The following is a 21067-nucleotide window of genomic DNA, read 5'->3' on the forward strand; positions in this document are numbered from 1 at the left end:
AGGGCGATGGGAAAGACTGCTATAGATATCAGGGAATGCTTTCGCCGATGGAACAGCCGCGATTGTTGAATCGGGGGTTCTTTCTCATTGAAGCCAATGCGCATCATGGCGGACGGCATGGGTTGTACCAGTGATTTGCTGGGCGGTAGAGTCCAGCCGTTCGTTTCTGCCATTCGGACCGCTCAATGCCATTAGGTGCATCGCGTGTTGCGGCAGTGCTCGAATGAAAGCCTCGCAGTGGCGGCGGCCATACGCGCATCGGCGAATGCGCGTATGCGCCGTTCGCCCGAGGCGCTCAACGTTGCGCGGTTCGCGATTGCACCTGCCAACGCGAGCCGCTGGATTGCATCGATGCGATATCGGCCGTCGGCGGAATCAATACCGACTGGCGATTGTCGAGCCTCGTTGAACTGTCGTTGCAGATGGCCCGGCTGGCGTTCGCCGGGATACTTAACATTTATCGGCGCGATGACTTGGGCGTCGCGATCGTTGCGGGGGTGAAATTGCGGCGGCCAGTCGAAGACGATGCCGATGCGAGTGGCGATACCGATGGCGATGGGAGCAGCAATGCGGCGCTGACACCGGCGTGTCGTCATGGGCCGCGGGACTGACGAGTTCGGCGTCGCGCTATTTCAGTGAGATGCCGTCCACAACCGTTATCACGTTGATCCGGTTCAGCCGGGGCAAGCTCGGGCAACTGCTTGCCTCATGTGATGTCGTGCTGTCCGTCTAAGATCCGTATCGCGAAGCCAGTGTCGAGTGAGATGGCCAAGCCGTGCCAACGTTGCGCACGCTGTTTAGACGCACGCGGTATCGATGCGCCGCGCATAAGCAACTGTTCGATCGCAGTCGACGGATCATTCTGATGTTGCATGGCCCTCGCGACGGGCCCGGAGGCATAGATCAATGTCGACAACGATATTCCGGGCGATGAAGTGCTTCGCCAATATTTTCAGGTGTGGCAGGGCTACTACCCGACCAACGTGCCGATGCTGGTCAACCTCGTGCGCATGCGGCACGCCACGCAACAGACGCTCGCGTAGTTCGATCCGGACCGCACGGCGCCCGCGTCGCATGGTGATGGTCTGATCGCTCACAGCATGGGCGGCAATTCACGCACGGCTGCGGGTGCCGGCTTCCGGCGACGCGCTTTGGGCAACGTTCGAGGATAAATACGTGCCCGAAGGCTCCGACGTCGCTCGTGATGACGAGCGCTCAATCGGCTGCTGAACTTCACGCCGATGCCGAAACGCGAGCGCGCCATGTTTATGGCGCCCCCCATCAAGGCACTCGGTTCGCGAGCAACGGCTGTCTCGCTGGGCGGTCAACCTCGGCGCGAAAGCGGGCCGCTCGAAGATTCCGATGATGGGGTCGTCTCTTATCGCAGCGCGCATCTCGCGGGCGCGCTATCGGAGAATGTGATTGTTGCCGGGACAGCGTGCGGGAGACGCGGAGGCGATCTTCGAGATCCGACGGATTTCGAATCAGGATATCGGGCAGATCGATCGGCGTGGGCTGGTTTGCGAGGAGGCTGAAATGGAGACGTGACGGCGGGGGGGCCAGGCGTTTTTCGCGACAGCGTAGGCTTTGCAGCCATGTCCGTCCTTTAAAATGATTCGCTACAAATTACGTATTAAATGCTACGTATCGCTGGAGCGTGTTTGCGCAATCCTGCGTGTGCTCCTCTCGTGATGGGTGTGCCGGGGTATCGTGCACCAATTTGGCTGAGCCGCGTGAAACAATGCGTCGGAAAAGTGAAAAAGGTCTTTAAAAACAAAAAGTTATCCGATTACAGAGACATTCCTCAATGTTTCACGCGGCTGCGGTTAGCGAGATCAACCGAAGAATCGGGGGTTCGCGCTCGGATCGGCTAATACCCGCTGGTTTTTCGATATTTAGTTCGGAAAACTGCCGATGGCCGACTACTGTATAGCCGAAGCTCCACCTTGCGACGCGCTCGGCGATTGACAGTGGCTCGCGTTGCGGATGAAGCGGTGGACGATCGTCTCGCTAATTGATGCAACGAGAGCGAGCCGGACGACGACGCATTGTCGGCGGTGATCTGCGCGTTTGGCCTTCCCCCCTAGCAATGATCGCCGAGCGCGTAAATTGCCGATGCGGCGGGAGTAGCGATGTTGATGTCGCGCTGACCAGATGGTCAAGTGCAAACTCATCCGGTAGCGAGCAGGTGGAAGTTCATGACTCGCGAGCTGCCCAAGCGATGATTGTAGCGGTCACGATGCATGCCTTCGAATACGAGGACCCGCGCATCTCATGATGCGGGCAAGTCGACCGGACGACCTTTCGAGCGTGGCTAACTAACCGAGAGTATTTTCTTGCTGACCACGGTGGGGGGTCGACACACGTACCGCCAAATGGGCAGCGGTCGGTAGGGGTTCCTTCTTCACTTTCTGGCTGCCGGCCCAGAGGTCGAATCTGCACCGTGCAACGGGATGTGATTCGAAGGCATGCTTGCGACTCTCGAAAGCAAGGATGCACCGCTTGCGATGGGCCTGGTCTGGATCGGTCGAGAGGGATCGCGCTATCAAGGTCGGCATCGCTTAACGCGACACTCGCCTAATGGCGGGCTCCCGCCACACCTTTACGTATGTGGTCTGTTCGCTGAGACAAACCAAATTCAAGGCCTTCCCGCGCGCGTCGTTCCGTCGATCCGGTTTCCATCGTTAATCGTATGGGACGGATTTCTGGCAGAAAACCGCTGACTGTATGGTCAATGAGCATAGGCATGCGCACCGCGCCCATCTGGCCTCAGGTACTTCCTGAGTTGGAGCAACCGTGAATGACGTTGACCATATTCACTAAACTGCTGCACCCGACAGCGCCGTCATGAACTCAGGGCTTGATGGAAAATCATCGTCAACCCTTCCCGCGATTTTTTACCTGACATTCATTTGGTGCGGGACGCCTCGACGTCAGGAGCAACGATTTTTCTCATTGCGAGAGTCGGCCGTCGAGTGCCGCGCCGAGGTACGAGGACGAATAACCCGACGTGGCGAGGGTCGAGAATGACCGGCGATGGCCTGCCGGAGGACATTCCGTCTCAAAGGACAGCAACCGGCCAGCCATTTCTGCCGTCATGTGATCATCGAACGCGCTCGGCGGCGCCCTCGACGATATTACCGGTCGGCGAGTTGGCGGAAGCCAGTTCACAGACTTCCTCACAAATTCCGAGCGGGTGGCGGTCTCGATTATGTCCTGCACCTGCAAGAGTGGTCCGGCGAACCTACTGCTACGCGATCTCCCCGCGAACCGGACAAGACGCAAAGAATCTGCGTCCGCACGACAGGGGACTCTTCTATCGACGTTGGCTTTCGTCGGAAAGAGTGTCTAGAGTCTAGACACTGCGACGAACACTGAGGGCATCTACTGAGACTGTCTAGACTCTAGACACTCTCTGAGCCCAAACCATTTTGGCTGGCCGAAAAAAAGCCCGCACTTGGCGGGCCTCTCTCTACACTAAAAAACCAAACATCGAATCAGCTCGTTTTCGGCTGCGATTGGAACATCTGTCCGATCAACTGTCGTATCTGGACTTCTTGCGCCTCGGTAATCACCCCGGTCTTGATCTTGATCGTGAAGTTGCTGACATCCTTCGTGATGCTTCCGGCGTGCTCTCGTCCTGCAAAAAACTTCTCGATGCTGCGTCCGCCGGTACCAGCCGACGTCGTCTGCCGGGTCGCCAACGCAGTGATTGCCGCCGCGACCTTGCCTTGATCCATTTCGCCTCTCACCAACAGCGGCCAAATTTCGCGAGCCGCTTTAACCCCATCCTCGCCGTGCTTTTTGATAGCCGCCCCGATTGCTTGCGCCGCAGTTCCGCCCAATAGTCGCGGTTGAATATCGAGATCTTTTTTGATGAAGTCCGGCAAATTATCGAACGACAAGAACTGGTACAGACCCGCCCTCGACAATCCCATCGCTTCCGCCAGTCGCTTGCGATTCGGAAACTCCGCTTCCGATCGACGGATCGCAACGCCGATTTCATAGTCAGCAAGGTCGTCGCGGCTGATGTTCTCGACCATCGCCAGGACGGCCATATCCGAGTCGGAGCAATCCGCGACGACTGCCTTGATCGTGTCATGCCCCAGCATCTTGTGCGCACGCCAGCGCCGTTCACCAGCGACGATCTGATAGTCGTCGGCGACACGCCGGACGACGATCGGCTGCATCAGCCCAACTTCCCGGATCGACTCTGCAAGCTCGGCCAACTTTGCTTCGTTGAACACGCGGCGCGGCTGCCACGGGTTCGGCAAGATCCCCGCAACCGGCAGTTGCGATGCGACTCCGGTCGATTCCAATTCCTGCACGCGAAGCTGCGCAACGGCCAGCGCGCCGGCAAGGCCGGGCGCCGTTTGCGTGCGGTTGCTGCGCTTAACCTCGTCTTCATTAATCGACGAAGTTTTGCGAATGCCGGACGTCTTGGCCAGCAACTGTTCTCGCATATTGCTCATTGCGCGTTCCTCCATTTTTCCGAATAGATCTCGTCGATCCAACGACAGTAATCGACGAGAGGCTGCCGCACGCGTTGCAGCGACTTGGCCGCGCTGTGATTGCTGCTGATGTCGAAGACGGTCGAGAATGCCAACGCCCCTGTGCTCATTACCGAACTCGCCGGCACCTCGATCGAATGCAGCCAGTTTTCGTATGCGCTTTGCGCCCACGCACGCACGATCGGCGCCGACGAGTTCCGCCCATAATCGACCCGCGATAACACCAGCGATACAAAGTCGTATTTCTTTTCCTTCTCGAATTTGATGAAGCTTTTGGACACGTCAGAGAAGAGTCGCCAGAACGAGAGTGAGCTGATGAAGTCCAGGTTTTCCGGCACCATCGGCATCACCATGGCGTCCGCGGCCATCAGCGCGTTCAGATTGAGGTACGACAGAGACGGCGACGTATCCATCAGAATGTAGTCGTACTTCTTGCGCAGCGGCTCGAGCCCTTGACGAAGCACGGTCCAGAAACGAAAACCTGGCCGAATCTTTTGCATCGCCGGCAGATGGAACTCTGCACCGATCAATTCCGTATGCGCAGGAATCACGTCGATGCCATCCCAGTACGTCGACTGAATCCGTCCCTCGAGGCCGCCCTCGATGTCTTGGTCGTAGACATACGGCAACACCGTATCCTCAGGCGACACGTCTTTTTCCGCGTACAGTCCGCACAGTTCCGAGAGTGATGCCTGCGGATCGAGATCGACCACCAGCACTTTGCGTCCCCGTAGCGACAGCCCTTGGGCAAGGCACATCGTCGTAGTCGTCTTGGCGGAACCACCTTTGAGCTGCGCGGTGATAATGATCTTCCCGTCCGGTTCCTTCAGACGAGTGACCAGTGGAGTCTGGTAAATGTCGGAAATCTTTTGCACCCAGATCCGCGCTTCTTCTAGCGTGAAGGTCCGGGTGCGGCCCGTGCCGGCTGCCGTGCCCGAAGGCAGTTCTCCGTCGCCTTTTGTCGCGAGATACTGAACCTGCGAGTGAGAGATGTTGCACATCTCGGCAATCTCGCCGGTCTTGAAGACGGGAGCCGTTTTTCGAGGACGTGGAGCCAGAATCGTGTCACGCAGCTCATTAGTGAAAATGGTGACCTTTTCTGCGAACTCACTGATCTGCTCAAAGTGAACGGTTCGGTCTACGGCAGGAAGTTGGCTCGTTCTGACCATTCTGAGGTTTATCCATAAAATTCCAGAAACCTCAGAATACAGCAAATACTTGAAAATAGCTTTTTAAATTACTGTTTTAATGCGGATTTTCTGAAAATTTCTATATTTTCACAGCGTTTTCGGTGGCGGAACTGTCGTGGAAACGAAACGAGTCCCGAAACCCCGCCTATGTGAGTGCACAAATGACCTCACCAAATGCCTAAGTTTTAGGCGAGTGTGCCGGTTACGCTGGCCCTGTCACGAAGGAAGGTGAGGTCATTTGTGCACTTCCTCACTTCTACGACGTGCGATCCGGCGATCTCCAGCACAACGGACCTCACCATAATCGCGTTTTCGCCCCTTCCGGCGACCGCTCCGGCCGCTTGGAGCGCAAATGCACAATCAACCTCACCTACCGCCGTTGATTTCCGCCGGCGGCAGGCGGTCCAGCGCGGGCCCCAGTGTCACCAATCCTGGCTGGTCACCGTGGGAGCACAACCAACCTCACCTTCGCTACGCAGCCGTTCATCAGCTCCAGGCATCGCACAATCAACCTCACCATGCTGCATTGCGCAATCTTCACGTCAACTTACTGTGTGACCCAAGTCGGTAGGTTTTTTTAAACCGAGAACAAACCGACAAACCCACGCAGCCAGACGATATTCAATTCATTCAGCTACTTAGGTTCCAAAAGGTGAGGTACGTTGTGTCGAAGGTGAGGTTCGCTGTGCTGAGAGGTGCGGTTGGTTGTGCAGCAAGGTGAGACCAATTCCCCGCCAAGGTGCGGTTCCATGTGTTTGCCTGTGCGTCGAATCTGGAAGGTGAGGTGGGTTGTGCATCTGCAGGAAATGAAGCTCGGATGGGCCGTCCCGTAAGGCTTCGCCGTGCGAAAGCCGTCTGGCAAGGTGAGGTTCCTTGTGTAGATGGTGAGGTTCTGTGTGCCAGATCGCGGAATGAACGACGAAGCGGCCGCCGCCTCGGCCGTTCTGATGGTGAGGTTCTGTGTGTTGACAGCTCACCACCGCATGCTTACAGTCCCCGGGAGCTAAAAAGTGGATGAAGAACATGGCTGCGGACAATCCGGAAGAGGGCAAGTCGAAAGCGACATCACGCCAGATGGCGCTCGCGCTGTTCGAAGACATGTTCGATCAAGGATTGCGCATCAACGAGGCCAATCGCGAGATCGGTTATCAGCGCAACGATTTCTTCACCGAGATCGTCAACATGGGACTGCCGGCGCGGCGGTTTCTCGATGCCGCTTACTTCATCGTCGCGCAGGAGCCCGAGCAACGCGATCAGTACGACGTCGAACTCAACTACTTCAAGTGGCTGATGCGTTACGACAGCCGCAACCTGAAGCATTTGCGCACGATCGCCGACGAAGCTCAGAACGCGAAAGTCCGCGTAACGAATACGCCTGCGGACCGCGATCCCAGTGAAGACGACCTGTGGGTGCAGGTCCAACTGATCGGTATGGTCGGCTTTCATCGCGGACGTATGCGTTTCGACGTCCATCCACGGCTCGTGCCGCATATCCGCGATCCGCAGAAATCGCACTGGCTGAGCTTGCGCATTTCCACCGCGTTCACGCGCAGTCTCGCGCGCGCTATCTACGACAAGGTTTTGCCCAACGTGCCCGCAGGACGCACCGACTGGATCCAGCTCGAGGAAATGCGTAACTGGCCCGGCAAAATGGGCGCGAACGCCGCCATCTTCAAATACTTCAAGCGCGATTGGCTCGAGCCGGCGGTGCGCGAGATCAACGAAGTGTCGGACGTCGAGATCTCTTACGAGACGCGCACTGCATCCACGACGTCGAAGAAAATCGACCGCATCCGCTTCCTCCTCAAGCGCAAGGACACAGCCGACGCGGTACTCGCGAGCCTCGCCGACGCGAGCCATCTCTACAAGATTCTTACCGACGAATTCGGGCTGTCGACCAAGCAGTTCAGCGAGATTTCGGAGAACCGCGAACTGTGGACCGACGAGCGTATTCAGCAGGCCGTCGAATACACGCGCTTCAGAATCAAGCGCGGCCAGGTCAAGAAGAGTCCCGCGGGCTATCTGATGCGCGCGCTACGCGACAACTGGAAGATCTCCGACGCCGAGCGCACGATGGTCGACGTGCAAGCCAAACTGCTCGCCGACGAAGCGCAGGAACAGGCGGCCAAGACCGAAACGAGAAAGACCCTGGCGACCAGCATCGCGACGCGTGAAGAAGAAGTGCGCGCGCGCATGAACGAGGATTCGCGCAAGGGCCGCGATCATTTCAATGCCGCCGATCCGAAGACGCGCAAGGAACTGATGCATGCGTGGACAACCTCGCGCGAAGGCAAGCTGATGCTGCGCAGGATGAAGCTCGAACCGTCGACGGTCACCGAAGATGCGATCCTCGCGAATACGGAGCTGGTCTGGTATCTGGGGCAGTTCGTGTTCGGCCGGATGAATGCGGCGCGCGCGGCCGCGTGAAGTGAGCCGGTAATCAGCAGGCAAGCAATCCGGACTCGGCCGAACAGCAACAGGAAAGGGGTCTCGCACTGACGGACAGCGACGTCAGAGCGAGACCCCTTGATACTTTAGCCGGCACAAAACTCTCAGAAGGTACCGACCAGCGAGCCCAGCACGATCACCACGACCAGCGCGAGCAACGCGCCGAGAATCGCGACCATCACGATGTCGCGATAGCTTTCGCGATGGTTCGAGCCGCACACCGCGAGCAGCGTCACGACCGCGCCGTTATGCGGCAGGCTGTCGAGTGTCCCGGAGGACATCACGGCGACCCGATGCAGCAACGCCGGGTCGATGCCGTGTTGCGCGGCCAGTTGTAGATAGGTCCCGCCGAGCGCGTCGAGCGCGATGGTGAGACCGCCTGAAGCCGAGCCGGTCAAGCCCGCGAGCAGATTGGTCGCGACCGCGAGCGATACGAGCGGACCACCGCCGACGCCGAGCACCCATTCGCGCACGAGCGCGAACGCGGGCAGCGCGGCAATCACCGCGCCATAGCCGACCAGACTGCCGACGTTGAGCACAGGCAGCACCGATGCATTCGCGCCCGCGTCGATCGTCTCGCGCAGCGCCGGAAGGCGGCGCCGATTGAGCAGCAGGAGCACCACGATCGCGACGACGAGGGCCACGCACACGCCCCACACTCCGGCGACTGCCGAAAGCGACGTCTCACCCCAACGGACCTCGGCCAGATAGTCCGCGTCGATGCGCGGCAGCACGATCACGTTCATCACGAAATTCGTTAGCACCACGAGCACGAGCGGCGCGAGCGCGACGCCGAACGACGGCAGATCCTCGCTGACGTGCCCGCGCTTCGCTTCCTCAGGATCGAAACTCTGCGAGACGCTCGCGCGTTCGCGCACGAGGTTGTCGCTGGCCGGCGCCGTGGTGGATTTCATCGCCGCGTTGAGTCCGTCGAATCCTTCGTTGGCCGCCTTCGCGCGCGATTGCTGCAAGGACAACCACCACAGCCCGAACGCCACCATCACGATACTCGCGACGATGCCGAGCCCGGGCGCCGCAAACGGCGTCGTACCAAAGAACGGCATCGGGATCGCGTTCTGGATCGCCGGTGTGCCGGGCAGCGCGGACATCGTGAACGTCTGCGTGCCGAGCGCGATCGCGGCCGGCATCAGACGGCGCGGGATATTGGCGGCCTGGAACAGGGCGGTGGCCATCGGCGCGAGCACGAAGAACGCGACGAACAGGCTGACGCCGCCATAGGTAACGAGCGCGCCACCGATCACGACCGCGAGAATCGCCCGATGCGCGCCAAGCTTCTCCGTCATGTAACTGGCGATCGCCTTGACGGAGCCGCTGTCTTCCATCAGCTTGCCGAACAGCGCGCCGAGCAGAAACAACGGAAAGAACTGCGCGAGAAAGCGCGCGGCGCTGAGCATGAAAGTCTGGGTCCAGTGCGCGAGAATCGGTTCGCCCGAAATCGCGGCCGCCAGCATCGCGGCGAACGGCGCGAGCAACAGCACGGTCCAGCCGCGGTACGCGAAGGCGATCAGCAGCGCGAGACTCGCGAGCATCCCGAAGAGTCCGAGACCGATCGCGAGCGGGGACAGGGTGATGACTTCCATGGTCAGACTCCGTCGAGCAACGCGTCGAGATCCAGCGAGGAGCGCACGCCTATCGAATCGGCATGCCCGGTGAGGAACGCGTCCCCGGCACGCCGGCCTTCGTCGCGCAGCATCGTCAGAAAGCTCCACTCGGCGTTCAGCTTCGACGAGTAGCCGAGTTCGGTCATCAGTTCGCTCGAAATCCGATGGATGCGCATCGCCGCCCAATGGCGGCCTTCGTCGCTACCGGCGTCCGCGGCGCGTCGCAGCAGCGCGATCATGCGCAGCTCTTTCAGCAGCGGCGCATTGAAGGCGACTTCGTTCAGGCGGCTGATGATGTCGCGCGCGGTGCGCGGTGTTTCATCCCGCTCGACGGGATTGACCTGGATCAGCAGCGTATCGCTCGACGTGCATTCGCGCACCAGCGGCGTGATGGTGGGATTCCCGGCGTAGCCGCCGTCCCAGTAGTCTTCACCGTCGATCTGCACGGCCTGGAACAGCGTGGGCAGGCAGCCGGAGGCGAGCAGCACGTCGGGCGTCAGGTCGCCATTGCGAAACACGCGCGCCTGGCCCGTGCGCACGCGCGTCGCAGTGATGAACAGCTTGATCGGCGCGTCGCGCAGATGCTCGAAATCGATCGAGTCCTGCAGAATCTTCGCCAGCGGATGTACGCCGCGCGGGTTCAGGTCGTATGGAGAAAACACGCGCGCCGCGAGGTCCATCGCGATGAAGAGCGGCGAGTAGTCGAGCGTCCAGCGGCCCATCAACACGTCGAACGGGCTGCGGCGAAACGGGCTGTACACCGATGCTTCGAATACTCGCCGCCAGAACGCTTCGAGCGCGGCGCGCGCGCCGGCCGCGCCGCCCACCTGATAGCCGCTCACCAGCACCGCGGCGTTCATCGCGCCAGCCGACGTACCCGATATCCCTTCGATCTGCAGCCACGACTCTTCGAGCAAACGGTCGAGGACACCCCATGTAAAAGCACCGTGCGAACCGCCACCCTGCAATGCGAGATCGATAAGGGCGGGTTCGCTGCGAGCGGGTTGGTTTTTTCTTGCAGCCAAGACGACTCCCGTGATGAGGAGTGCTCCATTTCGAGCTGACGCCGCATGCGCGGCGGACGAATGAACTGCTGGCCAATGCTTTGAATTACCGAATGACGTGAGGCGTGTTTCAGAGGTGAAGCATCGCACTGCACCATTGGTATTGGAAGTGGCTACTGATTAAAAGTCAAGCGTATTCAAGGCCTCGCGCGATTGTGCCTGGCAATACCGGCCAGTCAAGCGGAACATAGAGAGCCGGTTGGTCATGCCGAGCTCAAAAACAGCGTGTAAGCAAGCCGGCTGGCGCGCCCCGCCGCGCCGCTGACATAATCATGGATAAGCGGCGTATCTTTGCACCGGCGAGCACGACATTGCGGCGGCAAGGAAGCAACCCGTGTCATCCGTTTGCGCATGCCGCTTGAATGCCAATTCACGCGCTTAATCTTCGTTGTTTCGCCCTGCGCTAATTGCCATAGCTTATTGCAATGTAATGTATCGTCTCGGCGACCGGATACATTACGACATAATTCGACTGATGAACCAGGCTATAAAGCAGGCATCGTCAAATCACGGAGATCACCATGAGCGCCGAGTTGCTGCAAGGGTCTTGTCACTGCGGGGCCGTCAAGTTCGAAGTTCGCACCGAAATCGTTCCGGCCGGCCGCTGTAACTGCAGCCTGTGCCGCCGCAAGGGCGCGCTGATGACGCCGCTCTTTCCCGCCAGTCAACTGAAGATTCTGAGCGGCGAGGATTCGCTGACGCTGTACCAGTTCAACACGAAGGTCGCGAAACACTACTTCTGCAAGCATTGCGGCATCTATCCTTTTCATCAGACGCGCAAGGACCCGCAGCAATGGCGCGTCAATATCGGCTGCCTCGACGGGGTCGACCCTTATGCGCTCGAAGCCAGCGTGGCCGACGGCGCGAGTCTTTCCGTGCTGGAGGACGCATGAAACGCCTGTTTGCCATCGCGGTGTTCGTCGTGGGCGGCTTCGCGGCCGAGCTCGCGCATCCGTTGCAGTGTTCATTGATCCAATCGAGCGGCGTGCAACTCAAACGCCGCGGCAGATAATCCGTCGATGGAAACCTCCGACCACGTATTGATCGTCGACGACGATCGCGGAATCCGCGAACTGCTCGCGGGTTACCTCGAGAAAAACGGCGTGCGCGTCTCGCTCGCGGCCAATGGCCGCCAGATGCGCGCCGCGCTCGAGAACGGCGCACCCGACCTGATCGTGCTCGACCTGATGCTGCCCGGCGAAGACGGCCTCGTGCTGTGCCGCGAGCTGCGCGCGGGCAAGTTCCGCACGGTGCCGATCCTGATGCTGACGGCGCGCAGCGAGGAAGCGGACCGGATCGTCGGCCTCGAAATGGGCGCCGACGATTACCTGACCAAACCGTTCGCCGCACGCGAGCTGCTCGCGCGAATTCGCTCGGTGCTGCGCCGCGCGCGCATGCTGCCGCCCGGCATGGAGGTGACGGAGTCGGCGCCGATGCTGTGCTTCGGCGACTGGCGGCTCGACACGACCGCGCGCCATCTGCTCGATGCGGACGGCACCGAAGTGGCGTTGAGCGGGGCGGAGTACCGTCTGTTGCGCGTGTTTCTCGATCACCCGCAGCGCGTGCTCACGCGCGACCAGCTGCTGAACCTGACCCAGGGACGCCAGGCCGATCCGTTCGACCGCTCGATCGATCTAATGGTGAGCCGCCTGCGCCAACGCCTGCGCGACGGCGCGCGCGAGCCGCGCTACATCAAGACGCTGCGCAGCGAGGGCTACGTGTTTTCGGCGGCGGTGACTGCGATCGGAGATCCGCAATGAACGTTTCTGCATCACCGTCGTCGCTGCGCTGGCCTCATTGGCCGCGCACCCTGTTCGCGCGGCTCGCGGTGATTCTGTTCGTCGGGCTCGCGCTCGCGCAGGCGCTGTCGTTCTGGCTCACGATGACCGAGCGAGACCAGACGATGACCGGCATCATGATGGGCTACATCGAGCGCGAGGTGGCGAGCTCGGTCGCGCTGCTCGACCATCTGCCGCCCGACGAGCGCGCCCAGTGGCTGCCGCGCCTTGCGCGGCGCAGCTACGAGTTCGTGCTCGGCCCAGGCGTGCCCGGCGCACCGGTCGACGCAAGCCTGTCGGCGCGCGTCGCGCAATCGATCGGCGACGGCATCGGCACGCGTTATCCGTTGACCGTCAACGCGGTGCCCGGCGATCGCGAGCGTCTGCAGGTGCACCTGAAACTGAGCGACGGCACGCCGCTCACCATCGACCTGCGGCCGATGTCCGGCGCTCCGTTGTCGCGCTGGCTGCCGCTCGTGCTGACGCTGCAGCTGCTCGTGCTCGGCGCCTGCTGCTGGCTGGCGGTGCGCCTCGCGACGCGCCCGCTCAATCAGCTCGCAGTCGCGGCCGACACGCTCGGCCCCGACCTGAAGGCCGAGCGTCTGCCCGAAGCCGGTCCGTCCGAAGTGGCGCGCGCCGCGCGCGCGTTCAACGCGATGCAGGATCGGATCGCCACGTACATGACCGAGCGCATGCAGATTCTCGCGGCGATTTCGCACGATCTGCAGACGCCGATCACGCGCATGCGTCTACGCGTCGACACGATGGACGACGACAGCGAGGCCGCGAAGCTGCGCCAGGATCTGAAGGAAATGGAGGCGCTGGTCAAGGAAGGGGTCACGTATGCGCGTACGATGCACGGCACGACCGAGGTGCCGCGCCGCATCGATCCCGATGCGCTGTTCGATAGCCTCGTCTGCGATTACGTGGACGCCGGTCAGCAAGTGTCGCTGCACGGCCAGTTCGGCCAGTCGCTGACGTTGCGTCCGCAGGCGTTGAAGCGCATCGTCGGCAATCTGGTCGATAACGCGCTGAGGTACGCCGGCGCCGCGCAGATCGATATCGGCGCGTTGCACGATGGCGAGGCGACCGTGTCGGTGCTCGATCGTGGTCCCGGCATTCCGGCCGAGTCGCTCGAGACGGTGTTCGAGCCGTTCGTGCGACTCGAAGGTTCGCGCAATCGTCAAACGGGCGGCACCGGGCTGGGGCTCGCGATCGCGCGGCAACTCGCGCTCGCGATGGACGCGACGCTCACGCTGCACAACCGGGTTGGCGGCGGTCTCGAAGCGCGGCTGACGTTGAGGAAGTTGCGCGAGTCATAGTTGGACCCACAGCCCGCCACTACGAAATCATCGTCAGGCTTGGACCATCGATGACTTTCGCGCGTCATCTCGAGCTGTCGCTCAGCTGCTTATCAGTAGTTCTGAGCGACCATATTTTCAGCTCGCTTCAGCGATTCCCCATCATTTGAGAAAACCGCGTTGATGATGCGATACGTCGCATCATTGTTAAATCATCGATATTCAATGCGACTTATCGATGCTCGCGGCGATAAATTGACAAACGTCAACGGACAGACCATTCTTTTCGTGTGGTGGTTGCAGAGTAACGCGGCTGATCGACAGCAAGATTGGCCGAGAGACACGTTTCGTTCGAATCTGATTACAGATCCTTGTTAAAAAGGTCACTAAAAAGGAATCCGAATGGCGTCCACTCCACAAAAGCTGTCAAAAATGCAACTCACCGGGATGGTCGTGGGCGGCATGGTCGGAGCCGGAATATTTTCCCTACCGCGTACATTCGCCGATGCCACCGGTCCGCTGGGCGCCCTGATTGCGTGGCTGATTGCGGGCACGGGCATGTATATGCTGGCGCGCGTATTTCAAACGCTTGCCGAACGAAAGCCCGAATTGGACGCCGGCGTGTTTGCGTATGCGAAAGCGGGCTTTGGCGACTATCCGGGCTTTCTTTCCGCATTTGGCTACTGGATCAGCAGTTGTATCGGCAATGTTTCTTACTGGGTGCTGATCAAGTCGACACTCGGCGCATTTTTTCCGGTGTTCGGCGACGGTAATACGGTCGTCGCGATCGTCGTTGCTTCGATCGGCATCTGGCTTTTTCATTACATGATCCTGAAGGGCGTGCAGCAGGCGGCCTTCATCAACAGTATCGTCACGGTCGCCAAGATCATCCCGATTCTGGTGTTCATCCTGATCCTGTTGTTCGGCTTTCGAATGGACCTGTTCCAGGCCAACCTCTACGGCGGCGGTCTCGAAGGCAATATTTTCGAGCAGGTGCGGGCCACGATGCTGGTCACGGTGTTCGTGTTCATCGGCATCGAAGGGGCGAGCGTTTATTCCCGCTATGCAAAGAAGCGCTCCGACGTCGGGCATTCGACGATACTCGGCTTCGTCGTCGTCACCTCTCTGATGGTGCTTGTGACGATGCTGCCCTACGCGGTGCTCGAGCGCGCGGACATCGCGGGGATGCGGCAGCCGTCGATGGCTGCGGTTCTCGAAGCGGTGGTCGGTCACTGGGGCGCGGTCTTCGTCAGCATAGGTCTGCTGATTTCGGTGCTCGGCGCTTATCTGGCCTGGTCGTTGATCTGCGCCGAAGTGTTGTTCTCGGCGGCGAGGACCGAAGACATGCCCGCGATCTTCGGCAAGGAAAACGTCAACAAGACGCCGGCCAATGCATTGTGGTTGACCAACATCGTGGTGCAGTTGCTCGTCATCAGCACGTACTTCTCGCGCGATGCATTCGCGCTGATGTTGAACCTGACGAGCGCGATGTCGTTGATTCCGTACCTGTTCGTCGCGGTGTTCGGATGCATGAACGCGAATCGCGGCGACGGTTACGACCTGCGCGCCGACGAGCGCCGGCGCGACCTGATCATGGCCGCAATCGCCGTGATCTATACCGCATTCATGATCTTCGCGGGCGGCCTGAAATTCATTCTGCTTGCCGCGGTGCTGTACGCGCCCGGCACAGCGCTCTACCTTTGGGCGCGGCGAGAGCAGAGCAAGAACGTTTTCATCACGTCCGATTGGTTCATCTTTACCGTCATCGTCATTGGCGCGATCATCGGCGTCTACGCCCTCGTAACCGGAAGGATCACAATCTAACGACAGCAGATTGAACAGAGCGGGTCACCACTGATATTCAGGAGGTCATCATGGCGAACACGGACGCGAAAGCGGGTGAGTTGGGTGTCTACTCGGAAGTCGGGCAGCTGCGCAAAGTGATGGTCTGCGCACCGGGGCTCGCGCATCAGCGTCTTACCCCGAGCAACTGCGATGAACTGCTGTTCGACGACGTACTGTGGGTCGAGAACGCGAAGCGCGACCACTTCGACTTCGTCACGAAGATGCGCGACCGCGGCGTCGAAGTGGTGGAGATGCACAATCTGCTCTCCGAAACGGTCGCGGTGCAAGAAGGCAAGAAGTGGATTCTGGACAACCAGGTGGTGCCGAACCAGGTCGGCCTCGGCTTTATCGATGAATTGAGAAGCTATCTGGAAGGGCTCGACAATCGCAAGCTGGCCGAAACGCTGATTGGCGGGCTATCCACGCACGACTTCCCGGAAGCGCACGGCGGCAAGGCGCTGGAGGTTGCGAAGGAAGCGGCGGGCGGCACCGAATATCTGCTGCCGCCGTTGCCGAACACGCTGTACACGCGCGACACGACCTGCTGGATCTATGGCGGCGTCACGCTGAATGCGCTGTACTGGCCGGCCCGCCACGAAGAGACGATCTTGACCACGGCGATCTACAAGTTCCACCCCGACTTCGCCGGCAAGGTCAACGTGTGGTGGGGCGATCCGACCCAGGATCACGGTCTCGCCACGCTGGAAGGCGGCGACGTGATGCCGATCGGCAAGGGCGTCGTGCTGATCGGCATGAGCGAGCGCACCTCGCGCCAGGCCATCAGTCAACTGGCGGCAACGCTGTTCAAGAAGGGCGCGGCCGAGCGCGTGATCGTCGCGGCGATGCCGAAGATTCGCGCGGCGATGCACCTCGATACCGTATTCACGTTCGCCGATCGCGATTGCGTGCTGGTGGCCCCGGACTTCATGGCGAAGACGCGCACCTATTCGTATCGGCCGAGCAGCCATCCGAGCGGCGTCGAATTGCACGCGGAGAACAAGCCGTTCACCGATGTCGTTGCCGAGGCGTTGGGGCTGAAGCATTTACGCGTGGTCGAGGCGGGCGGCAGCGACTATCAGCGCGAGCGCACGCAGTGGGATAGCGGTGCGAACCTTGTGTGCGCGGCGCCGGGCGTCGTCTATGCATACGACCGCAACACGTACACGAACACGCTTTTGCGTAAGCAGGGCATCGAGGTGATTACGATCGTCGGTGCCGAGTTGGGCCGTGGACGAGGCGGCGGTCACTGCATGACCTGCCCGATCATTCGCGATGCGGTCGACTATTGATCAGCCAGGCGGACCGATCTGACGGATGAGTGGCGAAGTGCCGCGCGCGCGTGTGCCGTCGCCAGGCGGTCCGGCTTGAAGTCGAACTTCCTTCTACTATACTTTTTAACGACTTACAGTCAGGCCTGAAATATCGAATTTGACATCTCGCAATTTGCAAAGATTACATTCGATAGACCAGCGATCGCTGCAATGAAGTTCGAGTTAATGAATCTGCGAGTAGCTGGACGATTATTTTTCACGTCAATCACGTGAATGCCCGGAGCTTTCTTCCACCGCACGGAGGTTCGAACATGAATAATCGCTTTGTTGCGCAACTCGTCGCGTTGTCGTTTGCCGGTGTGTCGGCGTTCGCGATTGCGGCTGGACCGCAGCCGCAAGACGAGGGCGGCCAGATGGCCGGTACTGGCCGTCAGCAGGTGATGCCGTCGATTCCGCATCGTGACTGGCACAAAGGCCAACGTGTGCCGACCGAATACCGTAATTACAATTTCATAATGGACGACTGGCGCGGACACGGCCTCAATGCGCCGCCGCGCGGCCATAAATGGCTGGGCGTCAATGGCGATTATGTGCTCGTATCGACGAACAACTGGACCATTTCCAACATCGTCGCCGGAAACGAGTAATGCTTCATCGTGGTGCCCAGGTAATCCGGCGACCAGAATCTAGCGCCGGGACCTGGGCATTACTTTGACACGACATGATCTTGTCATGGTCGCTATAAGGTTTACTGCTGCGTATCGTATAGACGGTCAGGAACGAACAATGCAGTCACGCCGCTCAAAAAGAACACCGCGCCGACCACGAGAAAGCCGAGTCCGATCGAGAACTGCGTCGCGATAAAACCAATGACGATCGGCGCCGCCCCCGAACAGAAGCGCCCGAGGTTATACGAGCCGCCCACCGCGGTGCCGCGCACCGACGTCGCGAAACTCTCCGACATGAACGTGCCGATCGTGCCGAGCGGCACGCCGTACAGAAAGCCGAAGAAAAGCATCAGCGTGGAAATGTTGTCGCGCGTATGCCAGAAAATGATCACGGGCAGAAACAGCGCCGCACCGATGCAGCCGAGCACGTACACGCCGCGCCGGCTCCAGCGATCACCGAGCCAGCCCGCGAAGATCTTACCGATGAAGGCGACCACGTACGTGCCGATCATATAGCCGGTCAGCGAACTGAACTTGATGTGCAGTTCTTTCTCGAGGTATGTCGGCAGCCAGTTGTTCAGACCGTAAAAGCCGGACAGCACGAAGATCGACGCGAAGGTCCACAGGATGAACATCGTGCGTGCCTGGCGGTCGCGGAAAATCTGCGCGTAGCGATTGTCGACGAGCCGCGTCTTGCTTGCACGGTCGGCGGCACGGCTCGCGAGCCATGCGGCCGGTTCGGGAACCGCGAACTTGATCGCGAACGCGAGCAGCACCGGCACGGCCGACACGTAGTACAGCGTGCGCCAGCCGTATTGCGGCAGGATCCAGTTGCTGAGCGCGATCACGACGATATAGCCGGCCGAAATGCCGGTTTGCAGCATACCGAGTACCAGCGAGCGCCGCTCGGTCGGCACGTATTCGGCGACCAGGGTGGTGACTAGCACCATGCAGCCAATGCCGAGCGAACTGATGAAGCGCACCGCCGCGAATTCGACGAAGCTGTGCGTGAACCCGAGCATCCCCGCGCCGAGCGAGAACAGCGCGAGCGCCCAAGCGATGACGCGCACGCGCCCCAGACGATCGCTCGCCCAACCGCCGGCAATGCCGCCGATCGCCATGCCGAGCAAGGTCAGACTACCGAGCGCGCCCGCTTCGACGTTGGTCAACCCGAAGTCGTCCTTGATGCGCGACAGGGTCAGGCCGTACATCATCACGTCGGCGCCATCGGCGATCAGCGCGAGGTAGCCGAGCACGAAGACCAGCACCCAGCGGCCTTGCGAGACGGCCGGATGGGGCACGGCTCGATAGCGTTGCAGATCGGATGGTGTTTTCATGAATGCGCGGCGCAAGCGGGGGATTGCGTACTGTGTTTGATGAGAGCGGGGGCAAGGAAGGCGCCGATCAGCAGGCCCATGCTTTCATGACGGCCGGTGTACCAGCCTTCCTCGTGCGTCAGGTTCATCGTACCGATGCACACGCCGTCATAGGCGATCGGGATGTTCAGGATCGAGCCGAGGCCCATCCCTGTCATCACTGCATGATCGTCGAAGGCCTCGCGAATGCCTTGCGACGTTGCGGCGCGAAACGGCTTCAGTTCCTGGAGTATCTGCCGCGCCCACGCGGTGCCTTGCTTCCGCTTGCGGCCGCCCAGTGGATAGACGTCCGGCATGTTCGTGTAGACCCGTTCGACCTCGTGACGCCGCGCGTCGTAGGACATGATCGTGATCAGGCTCAGGCCTATCGCCTTTGCCGCCACGGCGTGAACCGCGCGGAACAGCTCGAGCGGTTGGTCTTTCGCGCGCATCGCCAGCGCGAGGCGTTCGAGGTCCGCGATATCCAGCATCTGGGTATCGTGCGGTGCTGATCCGGTCAGGTTGCCTTGCATCGTTTGCATCGCGTTTGGATCGGGAAATGTGAAAAGTCGCAGTGCGGTTCAGCCGTGCATGCGGGTGGAGTTCAGCTGGCCTCGCGCGTCGCGGGCCGGTTCGAGTTCGCTCGCTTCGATATCTTCGAGCGAGCGATTGCGCGTTTCGATGCCGAGGAAGAACACCACGCATGCGCCGATCACGAGCACTGTCGTGGTCATCGCGAACACACCGAGGAAGCCGAACAGCGGATAAACGAGGCCGACGAGAATCGGCGCGCTGACCGAGCCGATGCGGCCGAACGATGACGACGAACCCGTGCCCGTGGTGCGCACCACGGTCGGAAACACCTCCGGCGTATAAGCGTAGACGCCGGCGAATGCGCCGTTCATGAAGAACGACAGCGCAATGCCCGCGGTCATGATCTGTATGCCGGTGTGAGAAAACGCTAGCGTGATCGCGGCGATACCGCCGAGCAGCATGTAGGAAGCGACCACCGCCTTGCGCCCGATCTTCTCGTTGAGCCAAGCGGCCGAGAAGTAGCCGGGAATCTGCGCGCCATAGATCGCGATCGAATAGCCGAAGCTCTTCGTCATCGTCAGTCCTTCCTTGACGAGCAGGCTCGGGATCCACGAGAAGAACGAGTAGTACGCGAACGCAACCGAGAACCACATCAGCCAGCTGACCGCGGTCGTGCGCGCGAGTCGCGGCGACCACAGCGTCACCACGTTGCGCCATGCGTTGCCGCGCGCCGGCGTCGAGACCGGCGTGGGCACCGCGTGAAGCGCGTTGCTTGCGCTCACCGGAGCAAGCGCGATGCCGCGCTCGACAAACGCTGCTTCGATGCGGCCGACAATGCCGTTCGCCTCGTCCGCACGACCCTGGCTTTCGAGCCAGCGCGGCGATTCGGGCAGCGTCCGGCGCCACCACAACAGCATCACGACTGGCAGCGACGTGATCACCGCCAGATAGCGCCAGCCGTCGGCGAAGTTGCGCACCACCGCGAAACCGAGAATCGACGAGGTTAGATAGCCGAACGACATGAACCCGACCAGCGCGCCGCAGAAAATGCCGCGATAGCGGCGCGGCACGAACTCGGCGAGAAACGGCGCGATCACCACGGTCTCCGCGCCCGAACCGAAGCCCGCGACGACGCGCAAGGCGAAGAACGTGTGCCAGTCTTGCGCGGTCGCGCTCGCGAGCGACGCGACGCAATAGATGGCGAGCGCGCTCATCATGATGCGGCGTCGGCCGATCACGTCGGCGAGCACACCCGACAGGAATGCGCCGAAGAAGTAGCCGATATAGGTGCTGCTCGCGACCAGCCCGGTCTGCGCGCTCGTCAATTGCCACAGCTTGCTGACGACCGGCAGCAGAAACGCGAGCGACGACGAATCGAGTCCGTCGAACATGTACCCGAGCCCGCCGATCAGCAGCAGTCTGCGGTGAAAGCTCGATATGGGAAGTCTTTCCAGACGGGCGGCGACGGCGGACACGGCAA

The 21067-nt window shown here is 60.6% G+C and carries 16 protein-coding genes; 8 read left to right on the forward strand and 8 right to left on the reverse strand.

Annotated features, from left to right (window positions below; genetic code table 11):
- Positions 1 to 191: 191 nt before the first annotated feature.
- From ACLFKU_RS30510 to ACLFKU_RS30520, 3 genes are all read right to left on the reverse strand, one after another.
- Complete coding sequence (locus ACLFKU_RS30510; protein ID WP_410851593.1) at positions 192 to 596, reverse strand: hypothetical protein; 405 nt, start codon at positions 594 to 596, stop codon at positions 192 to 194.
- A gap of 2901 nt (positions 597 to 3497) precedes the next feature.
- Complete coding sequence (locus tag ACLFKU_RS30515) at positions 3498 to 4472, reverse strand: ParB/RepB/Spo0J family partition protein (RefSeq protein WP_368582618.1); 975 nt, start codon at positions 4470 to 4472, stop codon at positions 3498 to 3500.
- Positions 4469 to 5680 carry a ParA family protein gene (locus tag ACLFKU_RS30520; protein ID WP_176378527.1) on the reverse strand — a complete coding sequence of 404 codons (1212 nt, stop codon included), beginning with the start codon at positions 5678 to 5680 and terminating at the stop codon, positions 4469 to 4471. Before ACLFKU_RS30520 ends, ACLFKU_RS30515 begins: the two co-directional genes overlap by 4 nt.
- A gap of 1044 nt (positions 5681 to 6724) precedes the next feature.
- Between ACLFKU_RS30520 and ACLFKU_RS30525 the strand changes: the two genes are divergently transcribed.
- Complete coding sequence (locus ACLFKU_RS30525; RefSeq protein ID WP_410851594.1) at positions 6725 to 8128, forward strand: replication initiation protein; 1404 nt, start codon at positions 6725 to 6727, stop codon at positions 8126 to 8128.
- 125 nt (positions 8129 to 8253) lie between these two features.
- Here ACLFKU_RS30525 and ACLFKU_RS30530 read toward each other — a convergent pair whose 3' ends face one another.
- Entirely contained in the window at positions 8254 to 9750 is a 1497-nt protein-coding gene (locus tag ACLFKU_RS30530) for a GntP family permease (RefSeq protein WP_368582619.1), read from the reverse strand.
- A gap of 2 nt (positions 9751 to 9752) precedes the next feature.
- Entirely contained in the window at positions 9753 to 10796 is a 1044-nt protein-coding gene (locus ACLFKU_RS30535) for a patatin-like phospholipase family protein (RefSeq protein WP_368582620.1), read from the reverse strand.
- A 560-nt stretch (positions 10797 to 11356) separates the two neighbouring features.
- Between ACLFKU_RS30535 and ACLFKU_RS30540 the strand changes: the two genes are divergently transcribed.
- The 7 genes from ACLFKU_RS30540 to ACLFKU_RS30570 all read left to right on the forward strand — a co-directional run bounded on the left by ACLFKU_RS30540 (position 11357) and on the right by ACLFKU_RS30570 (position 17677).
- Positions 11357 to 11728: a GFA family protein gene (locus ACLFKU_RS30540; protein WP_368582621.1), complete on the forward strand. Its 372-nt coding sequence runs from the start codon at positions 11357 to 11359 to the stop codon at positions 11726 to 11728.
- Entirely contained in the window at positions 11725 to 11847 is a 123-nt protein-coding gene (locus tag ACLFKU_RS30545) for a hypothetical protein (protein ID WP_255208695.1), read from the forward strand. The genes ACLFKU_RS30540 and ACLFKU_RS30545 overlap by 4 nt, the downstream gene beginning before the upstream one ends.
- 7 nt (positions 11848 to 11854) lie before the next feature.
- Complete coding sequence (locus ACLFKU_RS30550) at positions 11855 to 12595, forward strand: response regulator (protein ID WP_018422680.1); 741 nt, start codon at positions 11855 to 11857, stop codon at positions 12593 to 12595.
- Positions 12592 to 13935: an ATP-binding protein gene (locus ACLFKU_RS30555; protein ID WP_368582622.1), complete on the forward strand. Its 1344-nt coding sequence runs from the start codon at positions 12592 to 12594 to the stop codon at positions 13933 to 13935. Before ACLFKU_RS30550 ends, ACLFKU_RS30555 begins: the two co-directional genes overlap by 4 nt.
- A gap of 381 nt (positions 13936 to 14316) precedes the next feature.
- A complete protein-coding gene (locus tag ACLFKU_RS30560; protein WP_368582623.1) occupies positions 14317 to 15738 on the forward strand; it encodes a basic amino acid/polyamine antiporter in 1422 nt (473 codons plus the stop codon).
- A 119-nt stretch (positions 15739 to 15857) separates the two neighbouring features.
- Complete coding sequence (locus ACLFKU_RS30565; RefSeq protein WP_410851612.1) at positions 15858 to 17048, forward strand: arginine deiminase; 1191 nt, start codon at positions 15858 to 15860, stop codon at positions 17046 to 17048.
- A gap of 293 nt (positions 17049 to 17341) precedes the next feature.
- Entirely contained in the window at positions 17342 to 17677 is a 336-nt protein-coding gene (locus ACLFKU_RS30570; protein WP_368582625.1) for an RcnB family protein, read from the forward strand.
- Positions 17678 to 17778: 101 nt separating this feature from the next.
- Here ACLFKU_RS30570 and ACLFKU_RS30575 read toward each other — a convergent pair whose 3' ends face one another.
- The 3 genes from ACLFKU_RS30575 to ACLFKU_RS30585 are packed head-to-tail and all read right to left on the reverse strand — an operon-like array spanning position 17779 to position 21062.
- Entirely contained in the window at positions 17779 to 19035 is a 1257-nt protein-coding gene (locus tag ACLFKU_RS30575; protein ID WP_368582626.1) for an MFS transporter, read from the reverse strand.
- On the reverse strand, positions 19032 to 19595 hold the full coding sequence (locus ACLFKU_RS30580) for a GAF domain-containing protein (protein ID WP_368582627.1): 564 nt from the start codon (positions 19593 to 19595) through the stop codon (positions 19032 to 19034). The genes ACLFKU_RS30575 and ACLFKU_RS30580 overlap by 4 nt, the downstream gene beginning before the upstream one ends.
- 39 nt (positions 19596 to 19634) lie before the next feature.
- Entirely contained in the window at positions 19635 to 21062 is a 1428-nt protein-coding gene (locus tag ACLFKU_RS30585) for an MFS transporter (protein ID WP_410851595.1), read from the reverse strand.
- Positions 21063 to 21067: the final 5 nt, after the last annotated feature.

This window comes from Paraburkholderia sp. EG304 (genome assembly GCF_046543485.1).
Lineage (GTDB): Bacteria > Pseudomonadota > Gammaproteobacteria > Burkholderiales > Burkholderiaceae > Paraburkholderia > Paraburkholderia youngii.

Excerpts from the sequence above, each read along its gene's own strand:
- ACLFKU_RS30580 (WP_368582627.1), bottom strand. The coding sequence starts at position 19,595 with ATGCAAACGATGCAAGGCAACCTGACCGGATCAGCACCGCACGATACC.
- ACLFKU_RS30560 (WP_368582623.1), top strand. The coding sequence starts at position 14,317 with ATGGCGTCCACTCCACAAAAGCTGTCAAAAATGCAACTCACCGGGATG.
- ACLFKU_RS30555 (WP_368582622.1), top strand. The coding sequence starts at position 12,592 with ATGAACGTTTCTGCATCACCGTCGTCGCTGCGCTGGCCTCATTGGCCG.
- ACLFKU_RS30570 (WP_368582625.1), top strand. The coding sequence starts at position 17,342 with ATGAATAATCGCTTTGTTGCGCAACTCGTCGCGTTGTCGTTTGCCGGT.
- ACLFKU_RS30550 (WP_018422680.1), top strand. The coding sequence starts at position 11,855 with ATGGAAACCTCCGACCACGTATTGATCGTCGACGACGATCGCGGAATC.
- ACLFKU_RS30565 (WP_410851612.1), top strand. The coding sequence starts at position 15,858 with ATGGTCTGCGCACCGGGGCTCGCGCATCAGCGTCTTACCCCGAGCAAC.
- ACLFKU_RS30525 (WP_410851594.1), top strand. The coding sequence starts at position 6,725 with ATGGCTGCGGACAATCCGGAAGAGGGCAAGTCGAAAGCGACATCACGC.
- ACLFKU_RS30520 (WP_176378527.1), bottom strand. The coding sequence starts at position 5,680 with ATGGTCAGAACGAGCCAACTTCCTGCCGTAGACCGAACCGTTCACTTT.
- ACLFKU_RS30510 (WP_410851593.1), bottom strand. The coding sequence starts at position 596 with ATGACGACACGCCGGTGTCAGCGCCGCATTGCTGCTCCCATCGCCATC.
- ACLFKU_RS30540 (WP_368582621.1), top strand. The coding sequence starts at position 11,357 with ATGAGCGCCGAGTTGCTGCAAGGGTCTTGTCACTGCGGGGCCGTCAAG.
- ACLFKU_RS30575 (WP_368582626.1), bottom strand. The coding sequence starts at position 19,035 with ATGAAAACACCATCCGATCTGCAACGCTATCGAGCCGTGCCCCATCCG.
- ACLFKU_RS30530 (WP_368582619.1), bottom strand. The coding sequence starts at position 9,750 with ATGGAAGTCATCACCCTGTCCCCGCTCGCGATCGGTCTCGGACTCTTC.
- ACLFKU_RS30545 (WP_255208695.1), top strand. The coding sequence starts at position 11,725 with ATGAAACGCCTGTTTGCCATCGCGGTGTTCGTCGTGGGCGGCTTCGCG.
- ACLFKU_RS30515 (WP_368582618.1), bottom strand. The coding sequence starts at position 4,472 with ATGAGCAATATGCGAGAACAGTTGCTGGCCAAGACGTCCGGCATTCGC.